General features: G+C 53.9%; 21 protein-coding genes. 7 read left to right on the top strand and 14 right to left on the bottom strand.

What is annotated here, in order from left to right; genetic code table 11:
* Positions 1 to 34 precede the first annotated feature (34 nt).
* A complete protein-coding gene (gene rpoC / locus ABJV08_RS04055; protein ID WP_348041457.1) occupies positions 35 to 4,372 on the top strand; it encodes a DNA-directed RNA polymerase subunit beta' in 4,338 nt (1,445 codons plus the stop codon).
* 72 nt (positions 4,373 to 4,444) lie between these two features.
* Here rpoC and ABJV08_RS04050 read toward each other — a convergent pair whose 3' ends face one another.
* Entirely contained in the window at positions 4,445 to 5,026 is a 582-nt protein-coding gene (locus ABJV08_RS04050) for an NAD(P)H-dependent oxidoreductase (protein ID WP_348041459.1), read from the bottom strand.
* 92 nt (positions 5,027 to 5,118) lie between these two features.
* Positions 5,119 to 5,835 carry a pirin family protein gene (locus ABJV08_RS04045; RefSeq protein ID WP_348041461.1) on the bottom strand — a complete coding sequence of 239 codons (717 nt, stop codon included), beginning with the start codon at positions 5,833 to 5,835 and terminating at the stop codon, positions 5,119 to 5,121.
* Between the two features lie 125 nt (positions 5,836 to 5,960).
* Between ABJV08_RS04045 and ABJV08_RS04040 the strand changes: the two genes are divergently transcribed.
* From ABJV08_RS04040 to ABJV08_RS04030, 3 genes are all read left to right on the top strand, one after another.
* Positions 5,961 to 6,851: a LysR substrate-binding domain-containing protein gene (locus ABJV08_RS04040; protein WP_348041463.1), complete on the top strand. Its 891-nt coding sequence runs from the start codon at positions 5,961 to 5,963 to the stop codon at positions 6,849 to 6,851.
* Between the two features lie 239 nt (positions 6,852 to 7,090).
* Positions 7,091 to 7,771, top strand: coding sequence for a LysE family translocator (locus tag ABJV08_RS04035; protein ID WP_348041465.1), 681 nt, complete (start codon positions 7,091 to 7,093; stop codon positions 7,769 to 7,771).
* 9 nt (positions 7,772 to 7,780) lie between these two features.
* The gene (locus ABJV08_RS04030) at positions 7,781 to 8,797 is read left to right on the top strand and encodes a M48 family metallopeptidase (protein ID WP_348041467.1); all 1,017 of its coding nucleotides are present in this window, start codon (positions 7,781 to 7,783) and stop codon (positions 8,795 to 8,797) included.
* A gap of 34 nt (positions 8,798 to 8,831) precedes the next feature.
* Here the strand turns inward: ABJV08_RS04030 and ABJV08_RS04025 are convergent, their stop codons facing one another.
* From ABJV08_RS04025 to ABJV08_RS03995, 7 genes are all read right to left on the bottom strand, one after another.
* Positions 8,832 to 9,101: a DUF6726 family protein gene (locus ABJV08_RS04025; RefSeq protein ID WP_348041469.1), complete on the bottom strand. Its 270-nt coding sequence runs from the start codon at positions 9,099 to 9,101 to the stop codon at positions 8,832 to 8,834.
* 63 nt (positions 9,102 to 9,164) lie between these two features.
* On the bottom strand, positions 9,165 to 10,034 hold the full coding sequence (locus ABJV08_RS04020; RefSeq protein ID WP_348041471.1) for a UTP--glucose-1-phosphate uridylyltransferase: 870 nt from the start codon (positions 10,032 to 10,034) through the stop codon (positions 9,165 to 9,167).
* 9 nt (positions 10,035 to 10,043) lie between these two features.
* Positions 10,044 to 10,577: a peptide-methionine (S)-S-oxide reductase MsrA gene (msrA, locus tag ABJV08_RS04015; protein WP_348041473.1), complete on the bottom strand. Its 534-nt coding sequence runs from the start codon at positions 10,575 to 10,577 to the stop codon at positions 10,044 to 10,046.
* 11 nt (positions 10,578 to 10,588) lie between these two features.
* Positions 10,589 to 13,672, bottom strand: a complete 3,084-nt coding sequence (locus tag ABJV08_RS04010; protein WP_348041475.1) for an efflux RND transporter permease subunit — start codon at positions 13,670 to 13,672, stop codon at positions 10,589 to 10,591.
* A gap of 36 nt (positions 13,673 to 13,708) precedes the next feature.
* Positions 13,709 to 14,761, bottom strand: coding sequence for an efflux RND transporter periplasmic adaptor subunit (locus tag ABJV08_RS04005; protein WP_348041477.1), 1,053 nt, complete (start codon positions 14,759 to 14,761; stop codon positions 13,709 to 13,711).
* A gap of 135 nt (positions 14,762 to 14,896) precedes the next feature.
* Complete coding sequence (gene aqpZ, locus ABJV08_RS04000) at positions 14,897 to 15,619, bottom strand: aquaporin Z (protein ID WP_348041479.1); 723 nt, start codon at positions 15,617 to 15,619, stop codon at positions 14,897 to 14,899.
* A gap of 115 nt (positions 15,620 to 15,734) precedes the next feature.
* Entirely contained in the window at positions 15,735 to 16,694 is a 960-nt protein-coding gene (locus tag ABJV08_RS03995) for an L-threonylcarbamoyladenylate synthase (protein WP_348041481.1), read from the bottom strand.
* A 52-nt stretch (positions 16,695 to 16,746) separates the two neighbouring features.
* On the opposite strand from ABJV08_RS03995, the gene ABJV08_RS03990 reads away from it, so the two are divergent.
* Positions 16,747 to 18,510, top strand: a complete 1,764-nt coding sequence (locus ABJV08_RS03990) for an acyl-CoA dehydrogenase (protein ID WP_348041483.1) — start codon at positions 16,747 to 16,749, stop codon at positions 18,508 to 18,510.
* A gap of 2 nt (positions 18,511 to 18,512) precedes the next feature.
* Entirely contained in the window at positions 18,513 to 19,343 is an 831-nt protein-coding gene (locus ABJV08_RS03985; RefSeq protein ID WP_348041485.1) for an ATP-binding protein, read from the top strand.
* A 4-nt stretch (positions 19,344 to 19,347) separates the two neighbouring features.
* Here ABJV08_RS03985 and ABJV08_RS03980 read toward each other — a convergent pair whose 3' ends face one another.
* Complete coding sequence (locus ABJV08_RS03980) at positions 19,348 to 20,700, bottom strand: sorbosone dehydrogenase family protein (protein WP_348041487.1); 1,353 nt, start codon at positions 20,698 to 20,700, stop codon at positions 19,348 to 19,350.
* A 50-nt stretch (positions 20,701 to 20,750) separates the two neighbouring features.
* A complete protein-coding gene (locus ABJV08_RS03975; RefSeq protein ID WP_348041489.1) occupies positions 20,751 to 20,954 on the bottom strand; it encodes a hypothetical protein in 204 nt (67 codons plus the stop codon).
* A 163-nt stretch (positions 20,955 to 21,117) separates the two neighbouring features.
* On the opposite strand from ABJV08_RS03975, the gene ABJV08_RS03970 reads away from it, so the two are divergent.
* Positions 21,118 to 21,327 (top strand): hypothetical protein, encoded by a 210-nt coding sequence (locus ABJV08_RS03970; protein WP_348041491.1) that lies wholly within the window; start codon positions 21,118 to 21,120, stop codon positions 21,325 to 21,327.
* A 1-nt stretch (position 21,328) separates the two neighbouring features.
* On the opposite strand, the gene ABJV08_RS03965 is transcribed toward ABJV08_RS03970, so the two are convergent.
* The 3 genes from ABJV08_RS03965 to ABJV08_RS03955 form a co-directional block, all read right to left on the bottom strand.
* The gene (locus tag ABJV08_RS03965) at positions 21,329 to 22,036 is read right to left on the bottom strand and encodes a DUF2807 domain-containing protein (protein WP_348041493.1); all 708 of its coding nucleotides are present in this window, start codon (positions 22,034 to 22,036) and stop codon (positions 21,329 to 21,331) included.
* Positions 22,033 to 22,656 (bottom strand): class I SAM-dependent methyltransferase, encoded by a 624-nt coding sequence (locus ABJV08_RS03960; protein WP_348041495.1) that lies wholly within the window; start codon positions 22,654 to 22,656, stop codon positions 22,033 to 22,035. The genes ABJV08_RS03965 and ABJV08_RS03960 overlap by 4 nt, the downstream gene beginning before the upstream one ends.
* Before the next feature lie 63 nt (positions 22,657 to 22,719).
* Entirely contained in the window at positions 22,720 to 23,463 is a 744-nt protein-coding gene (locus ABJV08_RS03955; RefSeq protein ID WP_348041497.1) for a head GIN domain-containing protein, read from the bottom strand.
* Positions 23,464 to 23,587 lie beyond the last annotated feature (124 nt).

Here is a 23,587-nt window from a genome sequence, read left to right as displayed (position 1 = left end):
AAATTTGGGGCGAAAGCCCAAGAGGAATTAAGACATGAATCAAGTAACAAATTTCGCAAATCCGATCGCCAAGGTAGAAACATTTGACCAAATTCAAATTGGTCTAGCTTCGCCAGAGCGCATCCGCAGCTGGTCTTTTGGTGAAATCAAAAAGCCGGAAACCATCAACTACCGGACCTTCAAGCCGGAACGTGACGGTCTGTTCTGCGCGCGTATCTTTGGTCCGGTAAAAGATTACGAATGCCTGTGCGGCAAATATAAGCGCATGAAATATAAAGGCATCGTTTGCGAAAAATGCGGTGTTGAAGTCACAGTAACCAAAGTCCGTCGTGAGCGCATGGGTCATATCGACCTTGCCGCTCCTGTCGCGCATATCTGGTTCCTGAAATCCTTGCCATCGCGCATCGGTCTTTTGCTCGACATGCAGCTCAAGCAGCTGGAACGCGTGCTTTATTTCGAAAGCTATGTCGTTATCGAACCCGGTCTGACGGCTCTGGAAAAATTCCAGCTGCTGACCGAAGACGAAATGCTCGAAGCGCAGGATGAATATGGCGAAGACGCTTTCTCTGCCGGCATCGGCGCAGAAGCCGTCAAAATCATGTTGCAGGACCTCGATCTGCAACAAGAACGCGACGATCTCATGGAAGATCTGCGGACGACCAAGTCGACGCTGAAACCCAAGAAGATCATCAAGCGCTTGAAAGTCGTCGAAAGCTTCATCGATTCTGGCAACAAACCGGAATGGATGATCCTCGAAATCATTCCAGTGATTCCACCCGAGTTGCGCCCGTTGGTGCCTTTGGATGGCGGCCGTTTCGCGACTTCCGATCTCAACGATCTCTATCGCCGGGTTATCAACCGGAACAACCGTTTGAAACGCCTGATGGAATTGCGCGCGCCAGACATCATCGTCCGCAACGAGAAGCGTATGCTTCAGGAATCGGTTGATGCGTTGTTCGACAATGGCCGTCGCGGCCGGACGATTACCGGTGCGAACAAACGTCCGTTGAAGTCTCTGTCCGACATGCTCAAAGGCAAGCAGGGCCGTTTCCGTCAGAACCTTCTCGGTAAGCGCGTCGACTATTCCGGCCGTTCGGTTATCGTGACCGGTCCTGAACTGAAATTGCATCAATGTGGTCTGCCGAAGAAAATGGCTTTGGAATTGTTCAAGCCATTCATCTACGCGCGCCTTGACGCCAAGGGCCTCTCCATGACGCTCAAACAGGCCAAAAAATGGGTCGAAAAAGAGCGCAAAGAAGTCTGGGACATTCTGGAAGAAGTGATCCGCGAGCATCCCGTGATGCTGAACCGCGCGCCAACGCTTCACCGTTTGGGTATCCAGGCCTTTGAACCGGTCTTGATCGAAGGCAAAGCCATCCAGCTTCACCCGCTGGTCTGTTCCGCCTTTAACGCCGACTTTGACGGTGACCAAATGGCGGTCCACGTTCCACTGAGCCTCGAAGCGCAGCTGGAAGCCCGTGTCTTGATGATGTCGACCAACAACATCCTGTCACCAGCAAATGGTAAGCCCATCATCGTTCCTTCGCAGGATATGGTTCTCGGCATCTATTATCTCACAATGGATCGCAAAGGCGAACCGGGCGAAGGCATGTTGCTGGCCGATATGGCCGAAGTCCATCAGGCGCTGGAAATTGGTGCGGTGACCTTGCACTCCAAGATCACCACCCGGGTTCCGCAGACCGATGAAGATGGCAACCCCATCCTCAAACGGTTCGAAACCACCCCTGGCCGCCTGCTGATCGCAGAATGCCTGCCGAAGTCACATCTGGTGCCGTTCGATATCGTGAACCGCTTGCTGACCAAGAAAGAAGTCGGCGACGTGATTGACCAGGTTTACCGTCACACCGGTCAGAAAGACACGGTCCTGTTCGCCGATGCGATCATGGGTCTTGGCTTCCGCCACGCCTGCCGTGCCGGTATTTCGTTCGGTAAGGACGATATGATCATTCCTGACTCCAAAGATGCTACGGTTGAAGAAACCCGGACCTTGGTGGCTGACTATGAACAGCAATATCAAGATGGTCTGATCACGCAGCAGGAAAAATACAACAAGGTCATCGATGCATGGTCTCGCTGTGGTGACACGGTTGCCAACGCCATGATGGACGAGCTGGCTGCGACGCCAGAGGACGAACATGGCCGCGAGCGCGAGATTAACGCGATCTACATGATGAGCCACTCCGGCGCGCGTGGGTCACCGGCGCAGATGAAGCAGCTGGGCGGTATGCGCGGCTTGATGGCCAAACCTTCTGGCGAGATTATTGAAACACCAATTATCTCGAACTTTAAAGAAGGCCTGACGGTTCTGGAATATTTCAACTCCACCCACGGGGCCCGTAAAGGTCTTGCGGATACGGCGTTGAAGACGGCAAACTCGGGTTATCTGACCCGTCGTCTCGTTGACGTCTCTCAGGATTGCACCATCGTCGAAGTCGATTGCGGCACCGAAAACGCACTGGAGATGAAGGCCATCGTCCAGGGTGGTTCGGTTATTGCATCGCTTGGCGAACGCATCCTCGGTCGGACCATGGCGGAAGATATTATCGACAGCAAAGACGATAGCGTTGTGATCAAATCCGGCACCTTGCTGGACGAAGCAGCCATCCTTGTGATCGAAGAGCTCGGCATTCAGTCCGCGCGCATTCGCTCACCGCTGGTTTGTGAATCCAAAATGGGTGTCTGTGGCACATGCTACGGTCGTGACCTTGCTCGCGGTACACCGGTAAATATCGGTGAAGCCGTTGGTGTTATCGCAGCCCAGTCCATTGGTGAACCAGGCACGCAGCTAACGATGCGGACCTTCCACATCGGCGGCGCGGCACAGCTCAATGAACAGTCCAATCTGGAAGCGGTAGCAGAAGGTACAGTCGAATATCGCGACATGCCGGTTATCGAAGACAAGAACGGTCGCTTCCTATCATTGGCGCGTAGCGGTATTATCGCCGTGATCGACAGTGAGGGACGTGAACGTTCGGCTGATAAGGTGCCTTATGGTACCAGCGTGCTGATCAAGGATGGCGCGAAGGTTAACCTCGGCGATCGTTTGGCAGAATGGGATCCGTTCACCATGCCGATGATCACTGAGAAACCCGGTGTCATCAAATATCAGGACGTTATCGACGGCAAGACGATGACCGAACAAACCGATGAAGCCACCGGTATCGCACAGCGTGTGATCACGGAATATCGGGCTTCCGGCCGTGGTGCCAACAAAGAGGACCTGCGTCCGCGCCTCACCCTGCTGGATGAGAATAGCGGCGAATCCGGTCGCTACATGCTCGCCAATGGCGCAACCCTGTCCGTCGACGACGGCGCCAAGGTTGCTGCTGGTGACGTACTGGCGCGTGTGTCTCGCGAAGCTGCGAAGACGCGTGATATTACGGGTGGTCTGCCACGGGTAGCCGAACTGTTCGAAGCGCGTATTCCGAAAGACAATTCCATCATCGCGAAAATCGATGGCCGGATTGAATTTGTTCGCGACTACAAAGCGAAGCGCAAAATCGCGATTGTTCCGGAAGAGGGCGAATCAGTCGAATATCTGGTACCGAAGACGAAAGTCATCGACGTTCAGGAAGGCGATTTCGTCAAGAAGGGCGACAATCTCGTTTCCGGTTCTCCGGATCCGCATGATATTCTTGAAGTTCTGGGGATCGAGGCTTTGGCCGAATATCTCGTATCGGAAATTCAGGAAGTCTATCGTCTGCAGGGCGTGAAAATCAACGATAAGCACATTGAAACGATCGTTCGTCAGATGTTGCAGAAAGTTGAAATCACCAACGGCGGTGATACGACGCTTCTTCCGGGCGAACAGGTCGATCTTGAAGAGATGCTCGAATATAACGCCAAGCTGACCAAAAAGCAGGCGCCTGCAGCTGGTAAGCCAGTGCTCCTTGGTATCACCAAGGCGAGCTTGCAAACCCGCAGCTTCATCTCTGCCGCTTCTTTCCAGGAAACCACCCGGGTGCTTACCCAGGCGGCTGTTGAGGGCAAGAAGGATTCGCTGATCGGTCTCAAAGAGAATGTGATCGTGGGTCGTTTGATCCCGGCCGGTACCGGAGCGGGTATGAACCGCGCGCGTATCGCCGCAACCAGCCGTGATGCGGCATTGCGGGCGCAACAGCAGAAAATGCTGGATGCGATGCAGGCTGCAGCGGAACTGAAGGCAGAAGAAGTAGCCCAGGCTGCCGCTCCTGTCGAAGCAGAGCCAACCGCAGAAGACGTCTTCGCCGCTCCAGCAGCAGAAGCTGAAGCTCCGGCAGAAGAAGTGGTCGTTGAAGAAGAAGCTGAAGCGGTTGCAGAAGCACCTGCGGAAGACGCTTCTGAGGAAACCGAGACCGACGAAAAAGAATAAACGTCACGGTCCAAGCCAAAATAAAAAAGCCCCGCTGGACGATCTCCAGCGGGGCTTTTTTTGTAGAGCTGTCTAGATTTCAGCAACATCCGCCAGCGCTTGGTCCAGCGCCGCTTCACCCTTCATCATCTGCTGGTCAGCCGCGACTATCGTTACATCGGTGATCCCGACAAAGCCGAGTATGTGGCGCAAATAGCCGGAAGCAAAATCGATGTCGCTGCCCACTTCGGTTCCACCCGATGCGATCAGCACAAAGGCCTTCTTGCCAGACAGCAAGCCTTCGGGACCATTGGCGGTATAGTGGAAAGTCTTGCGGGCCCGGGCGATCATATCGATCCACGCCTTGAGAGAAGCCGGAATTGCAAAATTGTAGATCGGCGTGCCAATCACCAATATGTCGGCCGCAAACAATTCATCTACCAACCGATCTGACAAAGCCAGTTCAGCCTTCTGCTCAGCGGTCCGTTCGCTTTCGTCGGTGAAATTTGCGCCCACCCACTCTTCTGTCACAAATGGCAAGGGTTCGATTAGGTCGCGGGTGACCACATTATTCGGTGCCAGCTTCTCTATCAAGGCATCTGTCAGGGCGCGGGAAGACGAACCAGCGGTGCGCGCACTGGCATCGATGCGGAGTATATTTGGTGTCTGTGTCATAAAATCAGTTCCTTTTGAATTGGGGTTATGCGGTAAGAATGGAGGGATGCTCTGGGTCATAGGGGATGAGAGCATCCCTCCGGGCACGGGTGTTAATTTGGCGAATCCCATGCCTCTACAAAGACCAGCTCAGCATCGTCGATCGCTTCGATCGTCAGCATAGAGACATCTCTGATAGCGAGCGAGTCGCGGGCATGGATATGCTCGCCATTGACCTTGATCTGCCCCGCTGAGCCCACCAGATAGACATGGGCTCCATCGGCAAGCTCATGCTCGATCTCTGTCCCAGACGTCAGCGTAGCGCCATATAGGCGGGCATCGGACTGGATCATCAAAGCGCCGCTATCGAGATCCTCTTCAAAACCACTGGCGAGAATTTCGAGTTGATCCGCCCGATCTGCTTTCGGAAAGCTCTGCGCTCCCCAGCGAGGATCCCCTCCTGGTGCGCGCGGCTCAATCCAGATCTGGAACAGACGCGTTGCGACATTCTCCAAATTATACTCACTGTGCATCACTCCGCTGCCGGCGCTCATCACCTGAACATCGCCCGCCTCGGTGCGGCCTTCATTGCCCATATTGTCGCGATGGGTAATCGCGCCTTCGCGGACATAGGTGATGATCTCCATATCCTGATGGCCGTGCATCGGAAATCCGGTTTGCGGGCTGATTTCATCATCATTCCACACCCGGATCGGACCAAAGCCCATGCGGGCGGGATCCCAATATTTGCCGAAGGAAAAATGATGCCGGGCCTGAAGCCAGTCATGATTGATGTGGGCCAGGTCTTTGAATTCGCGTTTCTCTATCATCGTCTTTCTCCTTTTCGAACGGAGGCGTTTCGGTTCCGCTTGATCAGGAGATAGGATGATCTATCAGTTTCTAAAATAGACAATATAGAATTTGATTGTTTCCCAATATTATCTAATATCAATTCATGGCTCTACCCGATTATGAAGCATGGGCGATTTTCGCGGCGGTTGCACGGCTCGGCAGTTTCACCGCGACAGCGCATGAGCTGGCTCTTTCCAAACCCACGATATCCAAAGCGATATCCAGGTTGGAACGGTCGCTTGGTACGGTCTTGTTCCACCGCAGCTCGCGTAAAATTTCTCTGTCCACCGCAGGAAAATCGCTTCTGCATCATGCACAGCAAATTACGCGGGACGGGGAAGCCGCCATGGAGGCGGCACGCGATACCACCCACTTATTGCAAGGACAGGTCCGGTTGGCCGCGCCGCTCAGCTATGGCCTCTCGCACCTCGCACCTGTAATCGCCGATTTCATGTGCGCATATCCCGGGATCACTGTCGACCTCCAACTCAATGATGCAAGAATCGATCTGATCGAAGAGGGTTTTGACTGTGCGATCCGCATTGGCGTTCTGCCTGACAGCAGCCTGAGAGCCGTCAAACTGCGCAAGATGAAGGGCTATTTCCTTGCCGCCCCAAGTTATCTCGATCGTTCCAGCCAACCAGAAACGCCAGCCGATCTCGCCGCTCACGACTGTTTTCTCTATTCCAACCACACAAGCCCCGAGATCTGGCACATTGCTGGGCCGAACAACCAGACGGTGAATGTCACACCCAGGTGCCGGTTCCGAAGCAACAATGGAGATGTAATGCTGCCAGCGCTCATTGCCGGACGGGGCATTGGATATTTGCCCGACTTTCTATGTCAAAATGCACTGGATTCTGGAGAATTGGTCGATGTCTTTCCGGGGTGGCGCATGGGTGATATCGCTCTGAATATAATCATGCCGCCATCGCGCTTGCGTCCAGCCCGGGTCGATGCGCTCATCAACTATCTTAAGGACAAGCTGCGCTAAGGCCTGTGGCGGAACCGATCGATTGCCGATCATTCCTTCTGTCCTACACACGCCGAAAGCTGTATCTTTGTCTTATGAATCATGAAATTAGAATCAGTGCCAATGCCGATAGATTTGATCCACGTGGACAATGTCATGTGCCTCAGAATAGGATTTTCACCCAAATCGAACATGAAGTTATTTTTGCTCTTACACTGTAAACTTTGTAAAGTTCGTCAGGAAAACAGATATAAATATCAATGCCGATCGAAACCATCATCCTATTCATCACTGTCGACTTGATGTTCTGTTTAACGCCAGGGCCTGCGACGATGGTCACCGTCAGCCATGCCTTGCCAAAAGGTCCCGCAGGCGGAATGCGCGGTGCACTGGGACCTATGGTCGGCATCAATGTCGGTAACTTCATTTGGTATGGGCTAACCGCTTTCGGACTGATTGCCCTGATACAGACTGTGCCGGCCGCTTATTCCATCCTACGCTGGATTGGCGTCGCCTATCTTGCATGGATGGGTTTCCGGATGTTTCGACAGGCCGCTAGCAAGCTTGACGCGCAACCGGTCAATAGTGCCCATTTCACCAAAGGGTTTCTGAACGGCTTGGCGGTCCATATGTCCAATCCCAAGGCCTTGCTATTCTACACCGCATTCATCCCACCCTTTATCGACCCTAACAGCCCCTTGCTGATGCAATTCGCGATCCTGGCTGGTCTGACCGTGATCACCGAAACCATCGGATTGAGCTTTTATGCAGCGCTTGCTTCAAAGGCGCGCAATCTGGGCAATGCTGATCAGGCACAACCCGTGTTTCAGAAGATTGCATCTGCTGTATTGATAGGAGCAGCGCTGATTTTGGCTTGGTGGAACCTCGCCGACAGCAGCATGCTGAGCGTGTTCAACCTGACGAAAGGAGCCATCGCCTAGATGTGTGCCATGATCCGTTTTTGCCTTTCTATGGTGTTCTTGACGCTGGCGGCGCCTGTCTCTGCAAAAGAAGCGCCCGATGACGGTTTCAACCCGGAGGCGCTGGACGCAGTAAAAGGCCTGCAACGACTTGATCAGCGGTTGCACAACATCGGCTATCGGCTCGTTCATGCCAATATACGCTTTTGCGACACGAAGGCGGCCCGAACGGGATTACTACTCAACGATGTAGCCCAATATGCCGATCAGAAAACAGCCCGCTTCGCACTGGGGTTCGATAGTTCGATAGGAATCACAGCGGTGGCGCCCAACAGTCCGGCCGACCTCGTAAAATTGACACCGGGCGACACGCTCCGCGCGATCAACACCATGTCGATCGATGAAATCACGGTTGATGATCCAGAGCTTTTGGCGGAGCAACCCGCCTATCGCAGGATCGCCGCTATCAATCGGATGATCGAGCAGGCACTGGTGGAGAATAATGTCCAATTGACGGTCTCCCAAAAAGGGATCAATCGGACTGTTCCCATTGCGTCGGTTCTGACATGTCCTGGACAATTTCAGATCCGGGTCAGCGCCGACAGAAGCGCTTCCGCCGATGGTAAGCTGGTCCGCGTCTCCTCTCGCCTCGCCGAATATTTTCTGGATGATGATGAATTTGCAGCGGTTGTCGCGCATGAACTGGCCCATAATCTACTGAAGCACCGGGAACGGCTTGATGCCCAGAAGGTCAATCGAGGGTTTTTCGGACAATTTGGCAAAAGCGCCCGTCGGGTCAAAGAGGCTGAAATTGAAGCGGACCGGCTATCGGTCTGGTTGATGGCCAATGCCGGCTATGACCCGCAGGCCGCAATCCGTTTCTGGACCCGCTATGGTAAGGAACATGGCAAAGGCATCTTCTCCGCTTCAACCCATTATCGCTGGAAAAAGCGGGTGCAATTGTTCGAAGAGGAAATCGCGAAAATGGCGGCGGTCGATCCGGTCGATGGCAAATATGCACCACCCTTGCTTGCTATCAATGATTGATCATTCCGGCAGATAGCATGGGAATGACGGGCGATCAGTCGTCCTTATATTGCTTTTTACAGGCCTTGCGCTCTTCTTTATTGTCGGCCCTGTCCAGACAGGCCTTTCGCTCCGCTTTGCGCTCGGCCAACACACGGCGTCCTATGTCTTCTTCTTTTTCGGATTGCGACTGGGTGGTAGCATCGACGGCGGTTTCGACAACGGTGCCGGCGGCCTTGAACGGCGCTGAGATGATCGTGCTCGCGACACAGCCAGACAATATTAGAGAGGAAAGAACCACAGAATAGCTAGGAAATACACGCATGTAAAACTCCTCAATTGCTTTATGTCGCCCCCATCATGAAGTCCGGATGAATGCCGGATCGTTTCAGGATTCAGCCAATAATCTCTCGGCCATTGCCCGAATGTCGCGACCAATCTCAGGATGGGTCAGGGCTAGGGCCAGATTGGCTTCGACATAGCCTTGTTTCGATCCGCAATCATAGCGCTTCCCGTCGAAGGTCATGCCATGAAAAGCCTGCTTGCCAATCATCTGTGCCATGGCGTCGGTCAACTGGATCTCTCCGCCAGCCCCGGCTTCCTGGGTTTCCAATATCCGCATCACTTCGGGTTGCAGGATATAGCGACCCGGCAGAATCAAATTGGATGGCGCTGTGCCAGCCGCTGGCTTCTCCACCAGGCCTTTGACTTCGGTAATCGGCCCATCCCGCTTACCCGGATCGATGACCCCATAAGACGGCGTATCCTCCATCGGGATTTCCAGCGCGCAGACGATATTGCCGCCCAGCTTGTCATAGGCACTCACCATTTGCTTCATACATCCGGGCGCACCGACCATGAACTCGTCGGGCAGAAAAATCGCGAACGGTTCGTCGCCGATTATATCCCGGGCGCACCAGATGGCATGCCCCAGACCCAACGGCTCCTGCTGCCGGACAAAGACACAATCACCAGGTTTGAGGCGGGTGCCATCGAGAACCGACCGGTCCTTCGATCGATCGGCCATGGTGTGTTCCAACTCATATGCCATGTCGAAATGATCCTCGATCATTCCTTTGCCACGACCATTGACGAAGATCATCTGCTCGATCCCGGCCTCCAGCGCTTCATCCACTGCATATTGGAGCAAGGGCCGGTCAACGATCGGGAACAGCTCTTTGGGCATCACCTTGGTTGCCGGAAGGAAACGGGTTCCCATGCCTGCAACCGGGAAGACGGCTTTTTTAATTGGTTTCATGGTCTCGATCTAGTCCTTCAGGTTATCGGCAAAACTGGTTCGGAGCTTCTGCAATTTGGGGGGGATGGTGGCCAAGCAATAAGGGTTTCCGCGCCCTTCATCAGCCCAATATTGTTGATGATAGTCTTCTGCCGGATACCAGGTCGCAGGCCCTTCGATGCTGGTCACGATCGGCTCGGAGCGCCCCTCGCCGGCGCTTATGATTCCCGCTTCCGCCTCAGCGCGCTGATCATCATCCAATGGAAAAATTGCCGAACGATATTGGGTGCCAATATCATTGCCCTGGCGATTGAGTTGCGTCGGATCATGCGTAGCGAAGAAGATTTCCAGCAATATCGAATAGCTCACCACCTGATCATCAAAGGTGACCTTGATCGCTTCTGCATGGCCAGTGGTGCCCGTACAAATTTCCCGATAGGTAGGATCGGGGTTGGCGCCTCCGATATAGCCGCTCTCGACAGAAGTCACTCCGGCAATGTCATTAAACACCGCCTCAGTGCACCAAAAACAACCGCCGGCAAAAATAGCTTCCTGTGTTGCCATATATATTTCCTTTATACGGCGACGGCATCGCCTCTTGGATCTTCTTCCGTGCCCTTGCCTTCTTCATCGCTTCTAGCCACCAAAAGATACATGGCGGGTGTTACCACGCGAGACAAGAGGGTCGAACTGATCAATCCTCCGATGATGATGACGGCCAAGGGCGCATACATTGCTCCCCCCCATAAGGCGAGAGGGGTTAAGCCGCCAATCGCGGTGATAGAGGTAAGCAGAACGGGAAGAAAGCGCACTTCCCCTGCCTTCTCTATCGCCTCCCGCAATCCCATACCTTGGGCTCGTAATTGTGAGGTAAAGTCTACAAGCAATATGGAGTTTTTGATTTCAATGCCGATCAGGGCAATGAAGCCGATAATGGCCATCACGCTTAGTGAGTTCCCGGTGATAAGAAGAGCAAGAATACCGCCAAAAGTCCCGAGAGGAATAACGCCAGCAACAACAATCGTTTCACGAAAGCGCCGGAATTCGGCGACCAAAACGGCCAGAATCAGCATCAGTGCAGTAATGATCAACGGCCCAAAGTCTCCAAAGGTCTTCCCGATGGCTTCGCTTTCGCCGCCGACCGACCATTTATAACCATCGGGGAAATCGACCTGCTCCAGCCGTTGCACGACCTGATCATTGACTTTCGAAGGGACCTCGCCAAAGTTAACCTGCGCTGTAACCAGCACTGTCCGCTGCAGCTGATAGCGCTGAATTTGCGGAGTGACATTGGTAAGTTTGGGGTCGGTTATTTGAGATAGCGGCACTGGATCACCGGCGCGCGTGGCGACATAGATTGTTTGCAGCACTGATATCGGAAGGCTGTCTTCGAAGGGGAAGCGAACAGTCACAGGATAATTGTCCCCTTCCTGATCGCGGAACGATGCGGCGCGTTCGCCACTAATCGCAAGCCGGATAGCGCGCCGGGGTTCGCCCGACGGTATATTGAGCAGAGCCGCCTTTTTCTCGTCCAGACCAATATCCAGATCAATCCTGTCCGTCTCCACTGGATTGACAATATCCCGGGCACCCGGAGTCTTCCTCAACACATCGGCAATTATACTCGACAGTTCCTTTAACTTGTCCAGTTCAGGGCCAGTGACCCTGATGACAATTGGTGCGTCAACCGGCGTGCCATTTTGGAAAAGCTCAATCTTAATCCGTGCACCCGCAATCTGATCCAATTGCTTACGCAAACGATCAATCATCTCCGGACCTTCACTGGCGTCCCATTCGTCCAGCACGGCCAGCACTTCACCATAGTTGATGCGTTCGGCCTTCGGACCAACATTATAGAATACCTGAGGATTGCCGTTGCCGATATTTTCGGCCCGCACTTTTATACTGGGTTCGGTTTCCAGGACTTTCGTAACTTCCGCGACAATCTGGTCCGTGCGGTCAAGGCTGCTGCCTTGCTCTGCTTCAACTGCGACGCGGAAATAAGGGGCGTCTGCAAAGGGAAAGAGCGAGAAGCCCAGTGCGGGAACAAACGCGAAAGCCGAGAGACACAAAGCCAAAGCGATGACAACCGTCTTCACAGGAGCGCCCAATGCGACGCCCAAAAACGGCCGGTAAAACCTATGAATCTTGTCGTTGACCCAACGCAGCGCCCGATTGCCTTCCGGATCTTCATTGCGGCGCAACATGCGGCTCGCGAGAAAGGGAATAAGGGAGAGGGAAATCACCAGAGAAGCGATCACCGTCGCAATTATCGCGATGAAGAAAGACTTGGTATAAGCGCCCGCACCACCGGGCAAAAACAGCAGGGGTACAAAAGCCAGAACCAAAACAGCAGTCGACCCAATAACCGCAGCACGGATCTCCAAACTCGCCTCAATTGCTGCTTGGGTTCGGGTCTTGCCCATTCGCAGATGCCGAGCAATATTCTCTGTCACGACAATGCTATCATCCACCAGCAAACCCAGCGAGACGATAAAACCAGCGATCGAAAGCTGGCTGAGATTATATCCCATCCCGTAAAGGACCAAAAGACCGGAAGCCAGCGACAGCGGGATAGAGATCATCACGATCGCCGAAGACCGCAAACCAAGCGGCAAAAGCGTGAAGATCACCAATGCGATTGCAATCGAAAAGTCGCGGGTCAACTCGCTCAATCGTCTCTTCACGTCCCGGCTCTGATCGAACTGCATGATAAGGTTGATATCTTGAGGCAAAATCGCCCGCTGCTGATCCAGCGCAATATCAAGCTCGGTTTTCAAACGGGTAACATCGACGCCGTCTTTCTGCGTCACGGTTAGAAACACGGCCCTCTGACCATTGTGCCGGGTCCGATAAATCTGCTCTTCCGCTCCCCAGCCAATGTCCGCGACATCTCCGACGGTTAAAAGCGAACCGTCCGACGCTCGTAACGGCAATCCGCGAATGGCATCCAAATCCCGAAAAGCACCGCCGGCCTCGACGTTCAACCTCAACTCGCCGCTTTGTACTGCGCCTCCGGGCAAATCTGCACCGCCCTGACGAATGACATCAGCAACAGCACTAGCGGGAACGCGCAATTCAGACAATCGTTCCGGGTTAACTGCCACACTAACCTCGGGTTGAGGCAAGCCAAATATCCGCGATTCCCGGACACCGGGATTGCGGGTAAAGACGTCCACCAAATCATCTGCATATTTTTCCATCCGCCGCCAAGAAGCGGTTTCGCTGACCAAAGCCACCTGCATCACCGCAGCCTCGGTCGTACGGATTTTACGATATTCTAGTTTTTGCAATTCTTGAGGAAGTTGATCACGAATGGCCGAGACTTCGCGGACAACGTCATCGAAATAACCATCGACATCCCCTGACCATTCACTGAATTCAACGGTGACGACAGTTCCGCCATCCGTGCTCGTTGACTGCACTTCGACGATATCATCCAGGCCTTGAACAACATCTTCTATGGGTTTGGCTACCGTCTCTTCCATTTCCTGCGCATCGGCGCCGGGCTGGATCGCAATGATTTTTACCGCCGGTATAGGGAAATGGGCATCAACAGCCTTTGAAATATTGTTGAGCGCAGCCATGCCCAGCACAACCAGCAACAGGAAAAGGACCAAGGTCAGCTGCCAGCGAGAAATGACGAATTGGGCGAGCATATCAGGCTTGACGGTCCTTTTGGGTCCAGGCAGCGATCACCGCTCTGTCCTGAGAGGTTTTATCAAATCGCCGTCGCGCAGTTTCTCGATGCCCCGCATCACGATAACCTCGCCTTCCGACAATCCTGCCAAAATTTCCAAGTTGTTATCGGTCAAATTTCCAAGGGTAACGCTGCGATGCCTGACCCTGTTCTTGTCATCTACTACAAAAACCAAGCCTTCTCCGGTACGAACCCCGAATATGGCATTCGCCGGAATCGCGAAGCTAGACGATGCCTCCCGTGCCACCTGGACTTCGACCGTCCCCAATTGACCGGAACGCAATTGATCGCTGCCAGGAAGCAAGAAACTAACCTCAAATGCTCCAGTCCGCTCGTCCGCTCGTCCATCTTTTTCGCTCACAACAGCCTCGAGAAATGTATCGGAAACCGCAGAAAGTGAGACCTTGGCAGGCATGCCAACCGTCAAACGGGCAGCATCGGAATCGGTCATGGGCACACGCAGGACAAAGCCTTTGTCAATTTCTCCTAGAACCAAAGCGGTCGTGCCCGCGCCTACGATTTGGCCGACGTCAATGTTGCGAGTCAGCAGGATGCCATTGCTCGGCGCATGAATATGGGAAGTGCGGCTGGCAAATTCAGTTGACTCGATCCGCGCTCGGGCCGCACGCGCGGCGGCCTCCGATTGTTCGAGTTGGGATTTGGTTACCCAGCCATCTTTGAACAATTTCTGGATACGGTCATATTCGGATTCTGCGCGGTCGCGTTCCGCACGAGCTGCATTCAGGTTCGCTGCAACAATACTATTGTCCAAAGCAGCCAACACAGCGCCGCGCTTTACCCTATCGCCTTCGTCATATCGAACCGATGCGACCTTGCCGCTTGTCGTGAAGCCCAGAGAGGTTTCCCTGCGCAAACGAACCGTTCCTGCAGCGTTGATGATTTCATTGGCGCTGATCGGTTGAACAGTTGTCACGACTGCGGGAATGGGTTCGCTTGATTCGGGTTTGTCATCGGGCTCGCTGGTGCTGCATCCGGTCAGAAAAACCAGGCCGACCAAAATCGATATTATCGTTCTGCCAAGCGTCATATTGCGAACTACCACCCCTAATGAACGCATCTTACGTAGCTATCAGGGCTTGACCAGTAGAAAATTGCAAAATGAAACCAAAAAGGGCCGGATTGTCAAATCCGGCCCCTTGGATGTGTCATATATGAGTCAGTATCAGCCGTCGGTACTGGGGACGTCTTTAGCAGAGCCACCCATGACTTTGTAAACGATCCCAGCCAAAACCGCACCTGCGATTGGCGCTACCCAGAACACCCATAATTGCGACAATGCTATGCCGCCTTCAATCAAGGCAGGCCCGGTGCTGCGGGCTGGATTAACCGAAGTGTTGGTAATTGGAATGCTGATAAGATGGATCAATGTCAGACCCAAGCCAATCGCCAAGGGCGCAAAGCCGGCCGGAGCGCGACCATCTGTCGCACCCAAAATGATCATCAAGAAAAAGAATGTCAGCAAGACTTCAATGGCGATGCCCGATCCCATAGAAAATCCGCCCGGTGAATGCTCTGCTACGCCGTTGGACGCGAGGCCATTCACAGCAAGATTATAATCCGCATTGCCGGAAGCAATCAAATAGAGCGCAGCGGAGGCTAGAATCGCTCCGGCGACTTGTGAAACAATATAGACCGGAATTTCCTGGGCCGGAAAGCGCCCGCCCATCCAAAGACCGATCGTGACTGCAGGGTTAAGGTGGCACCCACTAATATGCCCAATCGCATAGGCCATCGTGACTACCGTTAAACCAAATGCCAGTGAAACGCCCAAAAGGCCAATGCCCACTTCCGGAAATGCTGCGGAAATTACCGCACTGCCGCACCCACCGAAGACAAGCCAGAATGTCCCCAGAAATTCGGCTAAAGATTTTTGCATTGTTGTCATAATAACCCTCCCCTTCCAATCGATAAACAGCGTATTCAAACGCCAACCAACAAACGGTACCGCAAATTGGCTGTTTTTCCAAGGTTACAGGATGTAACAGTGTGTAAGAGGCTTGCTATTCGGGCGATGCAGCGCGCCGAAGACGGTCATTCAAAGCGAGACCGATACCGTCGTCAGGCACAGGAGCCACTGCAATTTTAAGGCCTTCGCTCGCGTCAGCATCGTGCAGCGCAGCGAACAAATGGCTCGCGGCTTCTGCAATGTCAGCCTGGGGGGAAAGGTTCCAATCGCCCGCAATCAATCCAAAACCTATGAGATATTCATCCGGTTCGGCAGCCGTTGCGTTCAGGCGCAGAGGCTTGGAAGGCGAATAATGCGAAGCCAATTGCCCCGGAGACTCGATTTTTCCAGTGCTTGTAGTCATCGATGGCTTGCCAGCCACTTTTTCCAATTGCATCGGAGTGACCGGTCCAGGTCGCAAAATCCGATAATTGCTGTCATCGATCGCAACAATAGTGGATTCTAGCCCTCGCTCGCATGGACCTCCATCCAGAATCAACGGGGCTCGATCTCCGAGGCTGCGCGCAACATGATCCGCTGTAGTCGGGCTGATCCCTCCACTTCGATTGGCTGACGGAGCAGCGAGAACCATTCCCGATTCCGCCAACAATTCGCGCATCACCGGATGCACTGGACACCGGATAGCGATCGTATCTAGGCCCGCGGTCACTGCAGCGGCAGCGGAACAGTTTGCGGCTTTGGGAACAACGAGCGTCAACGGGCCCGGCCAGAATGCTTGAGCAAACTGAATGGTAAGATTGCCAAAATCTCCAAGCTTTTTCGCCGCGCTCAAATCCGGAACATGGACGATCAGCGGATTAAAATCCGGACGCCCCTTGGTCCGGTATATCTCCGCCACTGCGTCTGTATTGGTCGAATCGGCCGCCAGACCATAGACGGTTTCCGTAGGCACGGCGACCAGACTGCCTGCGCGCAGTCGTTTGACGGCCTCGCCAATCGTCGCTGTGCCGTAGCGGCGGACTTCTGCACCAATATGATCATTTGAGCCGGACATGACCCTGCGCTATAGCCCAACGGAATTTCAGGCAACAACGGATAGTAATTTCATGAGTTTTACAGCCCCCGGTCGCGAACAAAATTTTGTCCTCAAACATGTTGCTGACATCGATGAACTGGCTGACCATGATCGTTTTGCGGGAGCGAGCGCGGATATGGTCGAGGCCATTGTCGAGGGCATCGGTCAATTTGCGGCAGGCGAATTTGCGCCGCTGAACAGAATTGGCGACACGGTAGGCGCACGCTGGAATGACGGACAGGTGACCATGCCTGAGGGATATAAGCAGGCCTATGCACAATTTGTCGAAGGCGGTTGGGCCTCTATCGACGGGCCGGAATCCTTTGGCGGCCAAGATCTCCCTTATTCCCTGTCAGCCCTAATCCTCGAAACTTGCGGCGCGGCAAATTTCGCCTTTACCCTTTGCCCCATGCTTAGCTTCGGAGCGATCGAAGCGATTCAGGTTCACGGGTCCGAAAAACAGAAGGCTCAATATCTCCCCAACCTGATCTCTGGCGCATGGACGGGCACCATGAACTTGACGGAGCCACAAGCGGGATCCGATGTTGGCGCGTTGCGCTCCACAGCCGAACCGATAGTCGATGGAGAGCATGCCGGGAAATACCGGATCAAGGGACAAAAAATATATATCACATTCGGCGAACATGATCTGACCGACAATATTGTTCATCTTGTGCTCGCTCGGACACCGGGCGCGCCGGAAGGGACCAGAGGCATCTCTTTGTTCATTGTTCCCAAATATCATCTCGATGCCAACGGCAATCCGGGTGCGCCCAATGATGTCACCTGCGTATCGATTGAACATAAGATCGGGATCCACGCTTCGCCAACTTGTGTCATGGCTTATGGCGAGGAAGATGCCTGTATCGGCGAGATCATCGGTGGCGAATTTGGTGGCATAAAGGCGATGTTCACCATGATGAACAACGCCCGGATCAACGTTGGGTCGCAAGGCGTGCAAATCGCCGAGCGGGCAACCCAGCAGGCTAGCCTTTTCGCTTCAGAACGAGTCCAATCGGCCCGCGCTGGCAGCGGCAATAAGACGCCTGTGGCGATCATCGAGCATCCCGATGTGCGGCGGATGCTTTTGCGATCCAAAGCTCTGACACAGGCGGCACGGGCGCTGCTTTACTATGCCACATCAAGCATCGATCGCGCGACATTGGGTGTAGATGGAGCGAAATCGCGTTCCGAGATCCTGACCCCGCTGATCAAAGGCTATGGCACCGATATCGGCAATGAAGTCGCATCAATCGGTGTGCAAGTACATGGTGGTATGGGCTTCATCGAGGAAACCGGCGCAGGCCAACACTTCCGTGATGCCCGAATTGCACCGATATATGAGGGCACAAACGGCATCCAAGCTGCCGACCTGGTAGGCCGCAAATTGGGGCTCGATGGCGGTGACGCGATGATGTCCTTGATCGCCGATATCAAGGCCGAGGCCAAATCTGAGAGCCGCGATGAAAGCGGACTGCTGGCGCTGGCAGAATCATGTGAAACAGTGGCTAAATGGATGGCCAGCGGCGATGCATCGATCGATGATCGCTTGGCTGGGAGCTACCCCTTTATGACGATGCTGGCCACCGCAACCTGCGGCATGTTGATGAAGAAACAGAATCGCATCGCTCGGGCAGAACTTTCCAATGGCGATGACAGCTTTTTGAAATCCAAAGCCGTGACAACACGCTATTATCTGGATCACATCGTCCCGGAAGCATTGGGACTAGAGGCCGCAGCCATGGATGGCGCTGACATATTATATCAACTCAGCAGCTCGGAATTGACCGGATAGCCATGGTTGATGGGGGCAATAGAGAGGCACTGGAGCGCATTGCAGATGCGCTCGAACGGCTCGCTCCCGCGGCTGCCAACCCGGTTGATCTGACATCCGGTGATGCATTTCGCTGGGATGGCCAAGACGCCAGTCCGATAATCCCATTTGCTCCTATCGCTATCGATCTGCTCACCGGTATTGATGAACAAAAGGCACGCTTGCTGGACAATACGGACCGCCACGCCAAAGGTCATGGGGCCCATGACGTTTTGCTGTGGGGTTCACGCGGCATGGGGAAATCGGCCCTCGCCAAAGCGGCAGTCTGGGCGCTGCAAGAGCAAGGTAAGGATATTGCCCTGATCGAGGCGCCATCGGACCAGCTCGAAAAACTGCCACTGCTGTTCGAGACGCTTGCTCCGGTAAAGCGCCGCTTCATCCTCTTCATCGATGACATAGGCTTTGCCGAAGGCAGCAGTGAACCACGGCTGCTGCGCTCAATGCTGGAAGGAGGTGCGAGCCAACGCCCCGCCAATGTGCGCCTCTACGTGACCTCCAACCGGCGCCATATCCTATCACGCCAGATGAGCGAACAAGATGACCCGATCAACCCGCGCGATGCCGTCGATGACCAACTGGCGCTGTCCGATCGCTTCGGTTTGCGCTTAGGTTTTCACGCCGCGTCACAGGACGCCTATCTTGCGATAATCACCAAATATGCCGAAATCCATGGGCTGCAATTCGATCGCGAAGACGCGCTTTTATGGGCGAAACAACGCGGCAGCCGGTCAGGCCGGATAGCATGGCAATATATTGTCGAACTGGCCGGACGAACGGGCGTTGCCCTAACTTAGCCGATCACTCTGCCGCAGCACCACCGGTGACCGCTTTGCGGGAAACACGCCAGATAATGCCGCCAACATCATCGCTGACCAACAGGGCTCCTGTCTCGTCAAAGGCGACCATCGCAGGGCGACCCCGCGCCATTTCTTCCTCATTGGTAAATCCGCTGAGGATCGTAACAGGCTTGCCTTCCGGCACGCCACGCTCATTGAAATTCACATAGACAACATCATAGCCAGACAGGGGTTTACGATTCCACGATCCATGTCGCGCCACAATCGCGCCGGTATTGAACGGCTTGCCCAGCGCCTGGCCATGCGAAAAGGCTAGGCCCAACGGCGCCGTGTGCGCACCTAGAGCATAGTCCGGTCGGCGCTCATATTGACGGTGATCGAGGTTTTTTGCATCAATCCGCGGATCGACATGGCCTCCCCAGAAATGCCAAGGCCAACCATAATGAGAGCCCCAACGGACTTCAGTGAGATAATCCGGCACCATATCACTGCCCAACATGTCGCGTTCATTGACCACCGTATAGAATTTGTCGGTACCCGGCAGATAAGCCATCCCCACAGGATTGCGCATGCCATCGGCGTAAATAGCCTTCTTGTTGGTCGCTAACTCAACCCGCAAAATCGCTGCGCGTTCCTTTTCAAGCTCCATCCCGTTTTCACCAATATTGCTATTCGACCCAACCGAAATATAGAGGAATTTTCCGTCCTGGCTGGCCAGCAGATCGCGAGTCCAATGGTTGTTCGGAGCCTTCGCGTTCAAAATAGCAACTTTGCGGCTTTCGGCGGTGATTGTGGTCTCGCCTTCAGCATAGGGATAGGCATAAACCGCGTCCGTATCAGCCACGTAAAACGTCTCGTCGATCAAGGCCATTCCGAATGGAGAGTTCAGATTTTCGAGGAAGGTAAACTTCTCATCGACCTGACCGTCCTGATCCGTGTCCCGCAACAGGCTGATCCGGTTGGCGGATTCAGTCCCTGCCCCCGCTTTGCTCATCAAGTTGCGCAGGAACCAGCCTTCAATACCCTTGTTGGTCCGGGGCGGGCTGTTGGTTTCAGCCACCAGAAGATCTCCGTTGGGCAAGCGGAACATCGTTCTCGGATGATCCAAACCTTCGGCGAATCGTTCTACCACAAGGCCATCAGCAGCCAGTGGCCCTTCTCCTTCCCCCCAAGGCTCAGCTTCCGCGACATTGATCGTCGGGAAATTTTCCGAACGAACATTGGTCAATTGCGGTTCAACGCCGGTGGTTGCTTCGAGCGGCAAACGAGCGGTATCGCCCCGGGTAAAATAATAGCCTGCGGCCACCCCAAGGATGATAAGCAGAATCGTTACATTTCTGAGATGTTTTAACATGAAGCGATAATAGGTGGCGTCCAACGTCCTGACAAGCGCGGTCTGATCGCTTACCGGCCTCTCCACCAAATGGCGAGTGCGGCAATGACGCCCAGCGCTAGTCCGACGAGCAGACCAGCAGAAGGCTGTCCCATATAGCCGCCGACAAATACGCCAGCAATTGCGCCGATGGCAATGAAAACGCCGCCGCCGCTGCGATTTTCCGATCCGTCGCTGGAAGGATTGGAAGCATGTTTTGAGGTTTCGGGTTCCATGGCGACAGCCCTAAACCAAGCGCTGCGTGATGGCCAGAGATTCCGATCCAACATATAGTTAACATGTTGTTAACTCTAGCTTTTCAAGATATATCCACAGGTAAATTGTAGGACTTTGAATTCTGAGTGGAAGCGCGATCGTTTCCCGCAAAAGGAGCCCTTGATGCAATTACCCGTATTTATCGACTCCACCCATTATAGCGACGCCGAGATGTTGATTTCCAGCTATGGCGAAGAAGCAGGTCTGGAAGCGGCCAACCGCGCAGACAAGAGCCGGTCCCTCGGCAACCATATTCATTATTGTAAGTGGCGGCAGGTCGAACGGCTCTGCGTTTTGCTATCGATCGACCAGACGATCGGAACAGTACACTGACTTAGCGATCTGGATTGCAGAGGATATCGGCTGCGCCATCGGTTCGGACCGTACAATTGGGTTTTCCGGATATGGAAATCTGTCCGGTTCCACTGTTGGAAATACCCACTTCCCTAGTCACTCTCATTCGGCTGCTTGCCGGACCGCGCTGAATTAATTTCAGTTTTTCAGCCGTAAGTTCCGGGCTGTCAAACATACTTGCCCCCTGCAGCTCTAGCCGCGCGTCGCGCACCTTACCCGCCATTGTCATTTGACCACCGCCGGTCATGGCAACATCCACCCGGTCGGCGTCGATCGCGGCAATCTTGAGGGTACCAAAGCCACCCAACCGCACGCGCGGCGTCCGGCCGGACAAACGATCCAACGTCACCAGGCCGGATCCTAGATGCGTGATATTGCTGATTGCATAGCTGCTGAGATATAGCGTGACCGGGCTGTCAGCATCATAGTCATCACCATCCAAAGATTTGGGACGCACGGAGACAATCAACTGCTTGCCGTTCTTCTGCAAGGACACCCGGTCGAGAAGTTCCCGGGTTTCGCCTTTTGCTTGTGCCGAAGGGCCTTTGCCCGATGTCAGCACCACATCCACTCCATTGCCGATGCGAATATCATCAAAGCCGAACAAAGAGAATTTGCGCTCTGCCGCTGACGCCGCTGAAGAAAGCAGCAAAGATGCGGTTAAAAGGGCAATAGATATAAATCTCATGTTGGCCGTGCCTCGCCAAATTCCATCCAACCAAGCCAGCGCGGCGTCTTCGGCGCATAATGACCATCATTGTCGGTCATCGCATAGCCATGGGTTTCAAACAATTTTGTCACCGGTCGATGCAAGTGACAGCCGCCAGCAATATGCTTCCAAACAGGTTCGATCCGTTTCTGCCATTTTTCCGGGCCCTGGTCGGGCGCACGACCATGTTCTAGGAACAGGACCTTGCCACCGGGCTTCAATACACGGCGCATTTCCGAGAGCACCTGCGCGCCATCCTGCACCGAACACAATGTAAATGTGGTCAGCACGGTATCAAAGCTGGCATCGGCAAATGGCATGGCTTCACCGATGCCGTCGCAAATATCCATTTCAAAACCCCGGTCGCTTGCTTCCTTGCGGGTATAGTCGAGCAATTCTGCCGATGGATCGAGGCCGGTTAGCTTGCGCACCTTCGACCGGTCATAAAATTGCAGGTTAATCCCACCACCGCAACCGAGCTCCAGCACCTCGCCTTCGGCTTTTGGTACGATCATGCTGCGGTCTTTCATCACCGCAGGCTGCGAACATGCTACGCGGATCAGCTTTGGAACCGCATATTTTTCCCATAAATTTGCCATCGCCGGCGAATCTGCCACAGCATGGACAGATCGCCAAGCGATTTCAGCATGTTGGTCACGCGATCAACCGCAGGTAATTTTACCGGACCCTGACTTCCGTGACTTGCATTCTGCATCACCGTGGATTTGGATATCACCAGACCCCATGACCTTGGCATTTACCGTGCCATCGGATGACAGCTCGACATCACCGCTGCCCGCGATAGAAATATTGGCGCTTTCTGCTTCCAATGCCTTGCCATTGACGTCGCCAGATCCGGCAATTGAAATATCCACCGCTTTTGCAGTTCCAGCCATCGATAGCTCGCCAGATCCGGCAATCTTGGAACTGAGCGAGGCGGTATCGACCTTTGTCACCCGGATATTGCCGGAACCAGCCACGCTCAACGCCGCTGAATCCGTCGTCATCGCATCTATTTCTATGTCACCAGAACCGGCAAGCTTTGCGCTTTTCAGAGCCGGTGCGCTAACGTAGATCGTCGCCTTGCCGTTACTATTCCATGACATACCGTTTTTCTCTCGACCAATTTTAATCTGGTCGCCGGAGACTTTGTATCGCAATTGTTCGATCGCCTCATCATCGCCTTCAGCCCGGATCGAAAAGTCATCGGCGGTTGTGAAAATTATATTGTCCGGGCCAGCCAGCGTTACGCCGTCAAAGGCTCCGGGATCGCTTGCGCTGGTTCCGATGGCCAAGCCATCGGAGAAACTGCTGGTGCTGGATGCCGCATCTCCAACAGCATTGGCGATTGAGCCCTCGCAAGCTGCTAGCGCCAATAATGGTATCAAGAATATTGCTTTTTTCATCTATGCCTCCATGCTGTATTAATTAACTAATACACCCTTGCTCGACGGAGATCAAATTAAAAATACCCTCATCCAAGCATGAAAAAAGGGGCTGCCACATCGCTGTGACAACCCCTTTCCTATT

The sequence above is a fragment of the Parasphingorhabdus sp. genome (assembly GCF_039982395.1).
Taxonomy (GTDB): Bacteria; Pseudomonadota; Alphaproteobacteria; order Sphingomonadales; family Sphingomonadaceae; genus Parasphingorhabdus.
Note: the sequence above shows the minus strand (reverse complement) of the source record. Positions and strands in the feature narration are given on the sequence as shown.

Coding starts and splice junctions, on each gene's coding strand:
- ABJV08_RS03990 (WP_348041483.1), top strand. CDS start 16,747: ATGAGTTTTACAGCCCCCGGTCGCGAACAAAATTTTGTCCTCAAACAT.
- ABJV08_RS04045 (WP_348041461.1), bottom strand. CDS start 5,835: ATGATAGAGAAACGCGAATTCAAAGACCTGGCCCACATCAATCATGAC.
- ABJV08_RS04020 (WP_348041471.1), bottom strand. CDS start 10,034: ATGAAACCAATTAAAAAAGCCGTCTTCCCGGTTGCAGGCATGGGAACC.
- ABJV08_RS03995 (WP_348041481.1), bottom strand. CDS start 16,694: ATGTCCGGCTCAAATGATCATATTGGTGCAGAAGTCCGCCGCTACGGC.
- ABJV08_RS04025 (WP_348041469.1), bottom strand. CDS start 9,101: ATGCGTGTATTTCCTAGCTATTCTGTGGTTCTTTCCTCTCTAATATTG.
- ABJV08_RS04050 (WP_348041459.1), bottom strand. CDS start 5,026: ATGACACAGACACCAAATATACTCCGCATCGATGCCAGTGCGCGCACC.
- ABJV08_RS03960 (WP_348041495.1), bottom strand. CDS start 22,656: ATGGCAAATTTATGGGAAAAATATGCGGTTCCAAAGCTGATCCGCGTA.
- ABJV08_RS03980 (WP_348041487.1), bottom strand. CDS start 20,700: ATGTTAAAACATCTCAGAAATGTAACGATTCTGCTTATCATCCTTGGG.
- ABJV08_RS04035 (WP_348041465.1), top strand. CDS start 7,091: ATGCCGATCGAAACCATCATCCTATTCATCACTGTCGACTTGATGTTC.
- ABJV08_RS04030 (WP_348041467.1), top strand. CDS start 7,781: ATGATCCGTTTTTGCCTTTCTATGGTGTTCTTGACGCTGGCGGCGCCT.
- ABJV08_RS03970 (WP_348041491.1), top strand. CDS start 21,118: ATGCAATTACCCGTATTTATCGACTCCACCCATTATAGCGACGCCGAG.
- ABJV08_RS04040 (WP_348041463.1), top strand. CDS start 5,961: ATGGCTCTACCCGATTATGAAGCATGGGCGATTTTCGCGGCGGTTGCA.
- ABJV08_RS03975 (WP_348041489.1), bottom strand. CDS start 20,954: ATGGAACCCGAAACCTCAAAACATGCTTCCAATCCTTCCAGCGACGGA.
- ABJV08_RS03985 (WP_348041485.1), top strand. CDS start 18,513: ATGGTTGATGGGGGCAATAGAGAGGCACTGGAGCGCATTGCAGATGCG.
- ABJV08_RS03955 (WP_348041497.1), bottom strand. CDS start 23,463: ATGAAAAAAGCAATATTCTTGATACCATTATTGGCGCTAGCAGCTTGC.
- ABJV08_RS04010 (WP_348041475.1), bottom strand. CDS start 13,672: ATGCTCGCCCAATTCGTCATTTCTCGCTGGCAGCTGACCTTGGTCCTT.
- ABJV08_RS03965 (WP_348041493.1), bottom strand. CDS start 22,036: ATGAGATTTATATCTATTGCCCTTTTAACCGCATCTTTGCTGCTTTCT.
- aqpZ (WP_348041479.1), bottom strand. CDS start 15,619: ATGACAACAATGCAAAAATCTTTAGCCGAATTTCTGGGGACATTCTGG.
- ABJV08_RS04005 (WP_348041477.1), bottom strand. CDS start 14,761: ATGACGCTTGGCAGAACGATAATATCGATTTTGGTCGGCCTGGTTTTT.
- msrA (WP_348041473.1), bottom strand. CDS start 10,577: ATGGCAACACAGGAAGCTATTTTTGCCGGCGGTTGTTTTTGGTGCACT.
- rpoC (WP_348041457.1), top strand. CDS start 35: ATGAATCAAGTAACAAATTTCGCAAATCCGATCGCCAAGGTAGAAACA.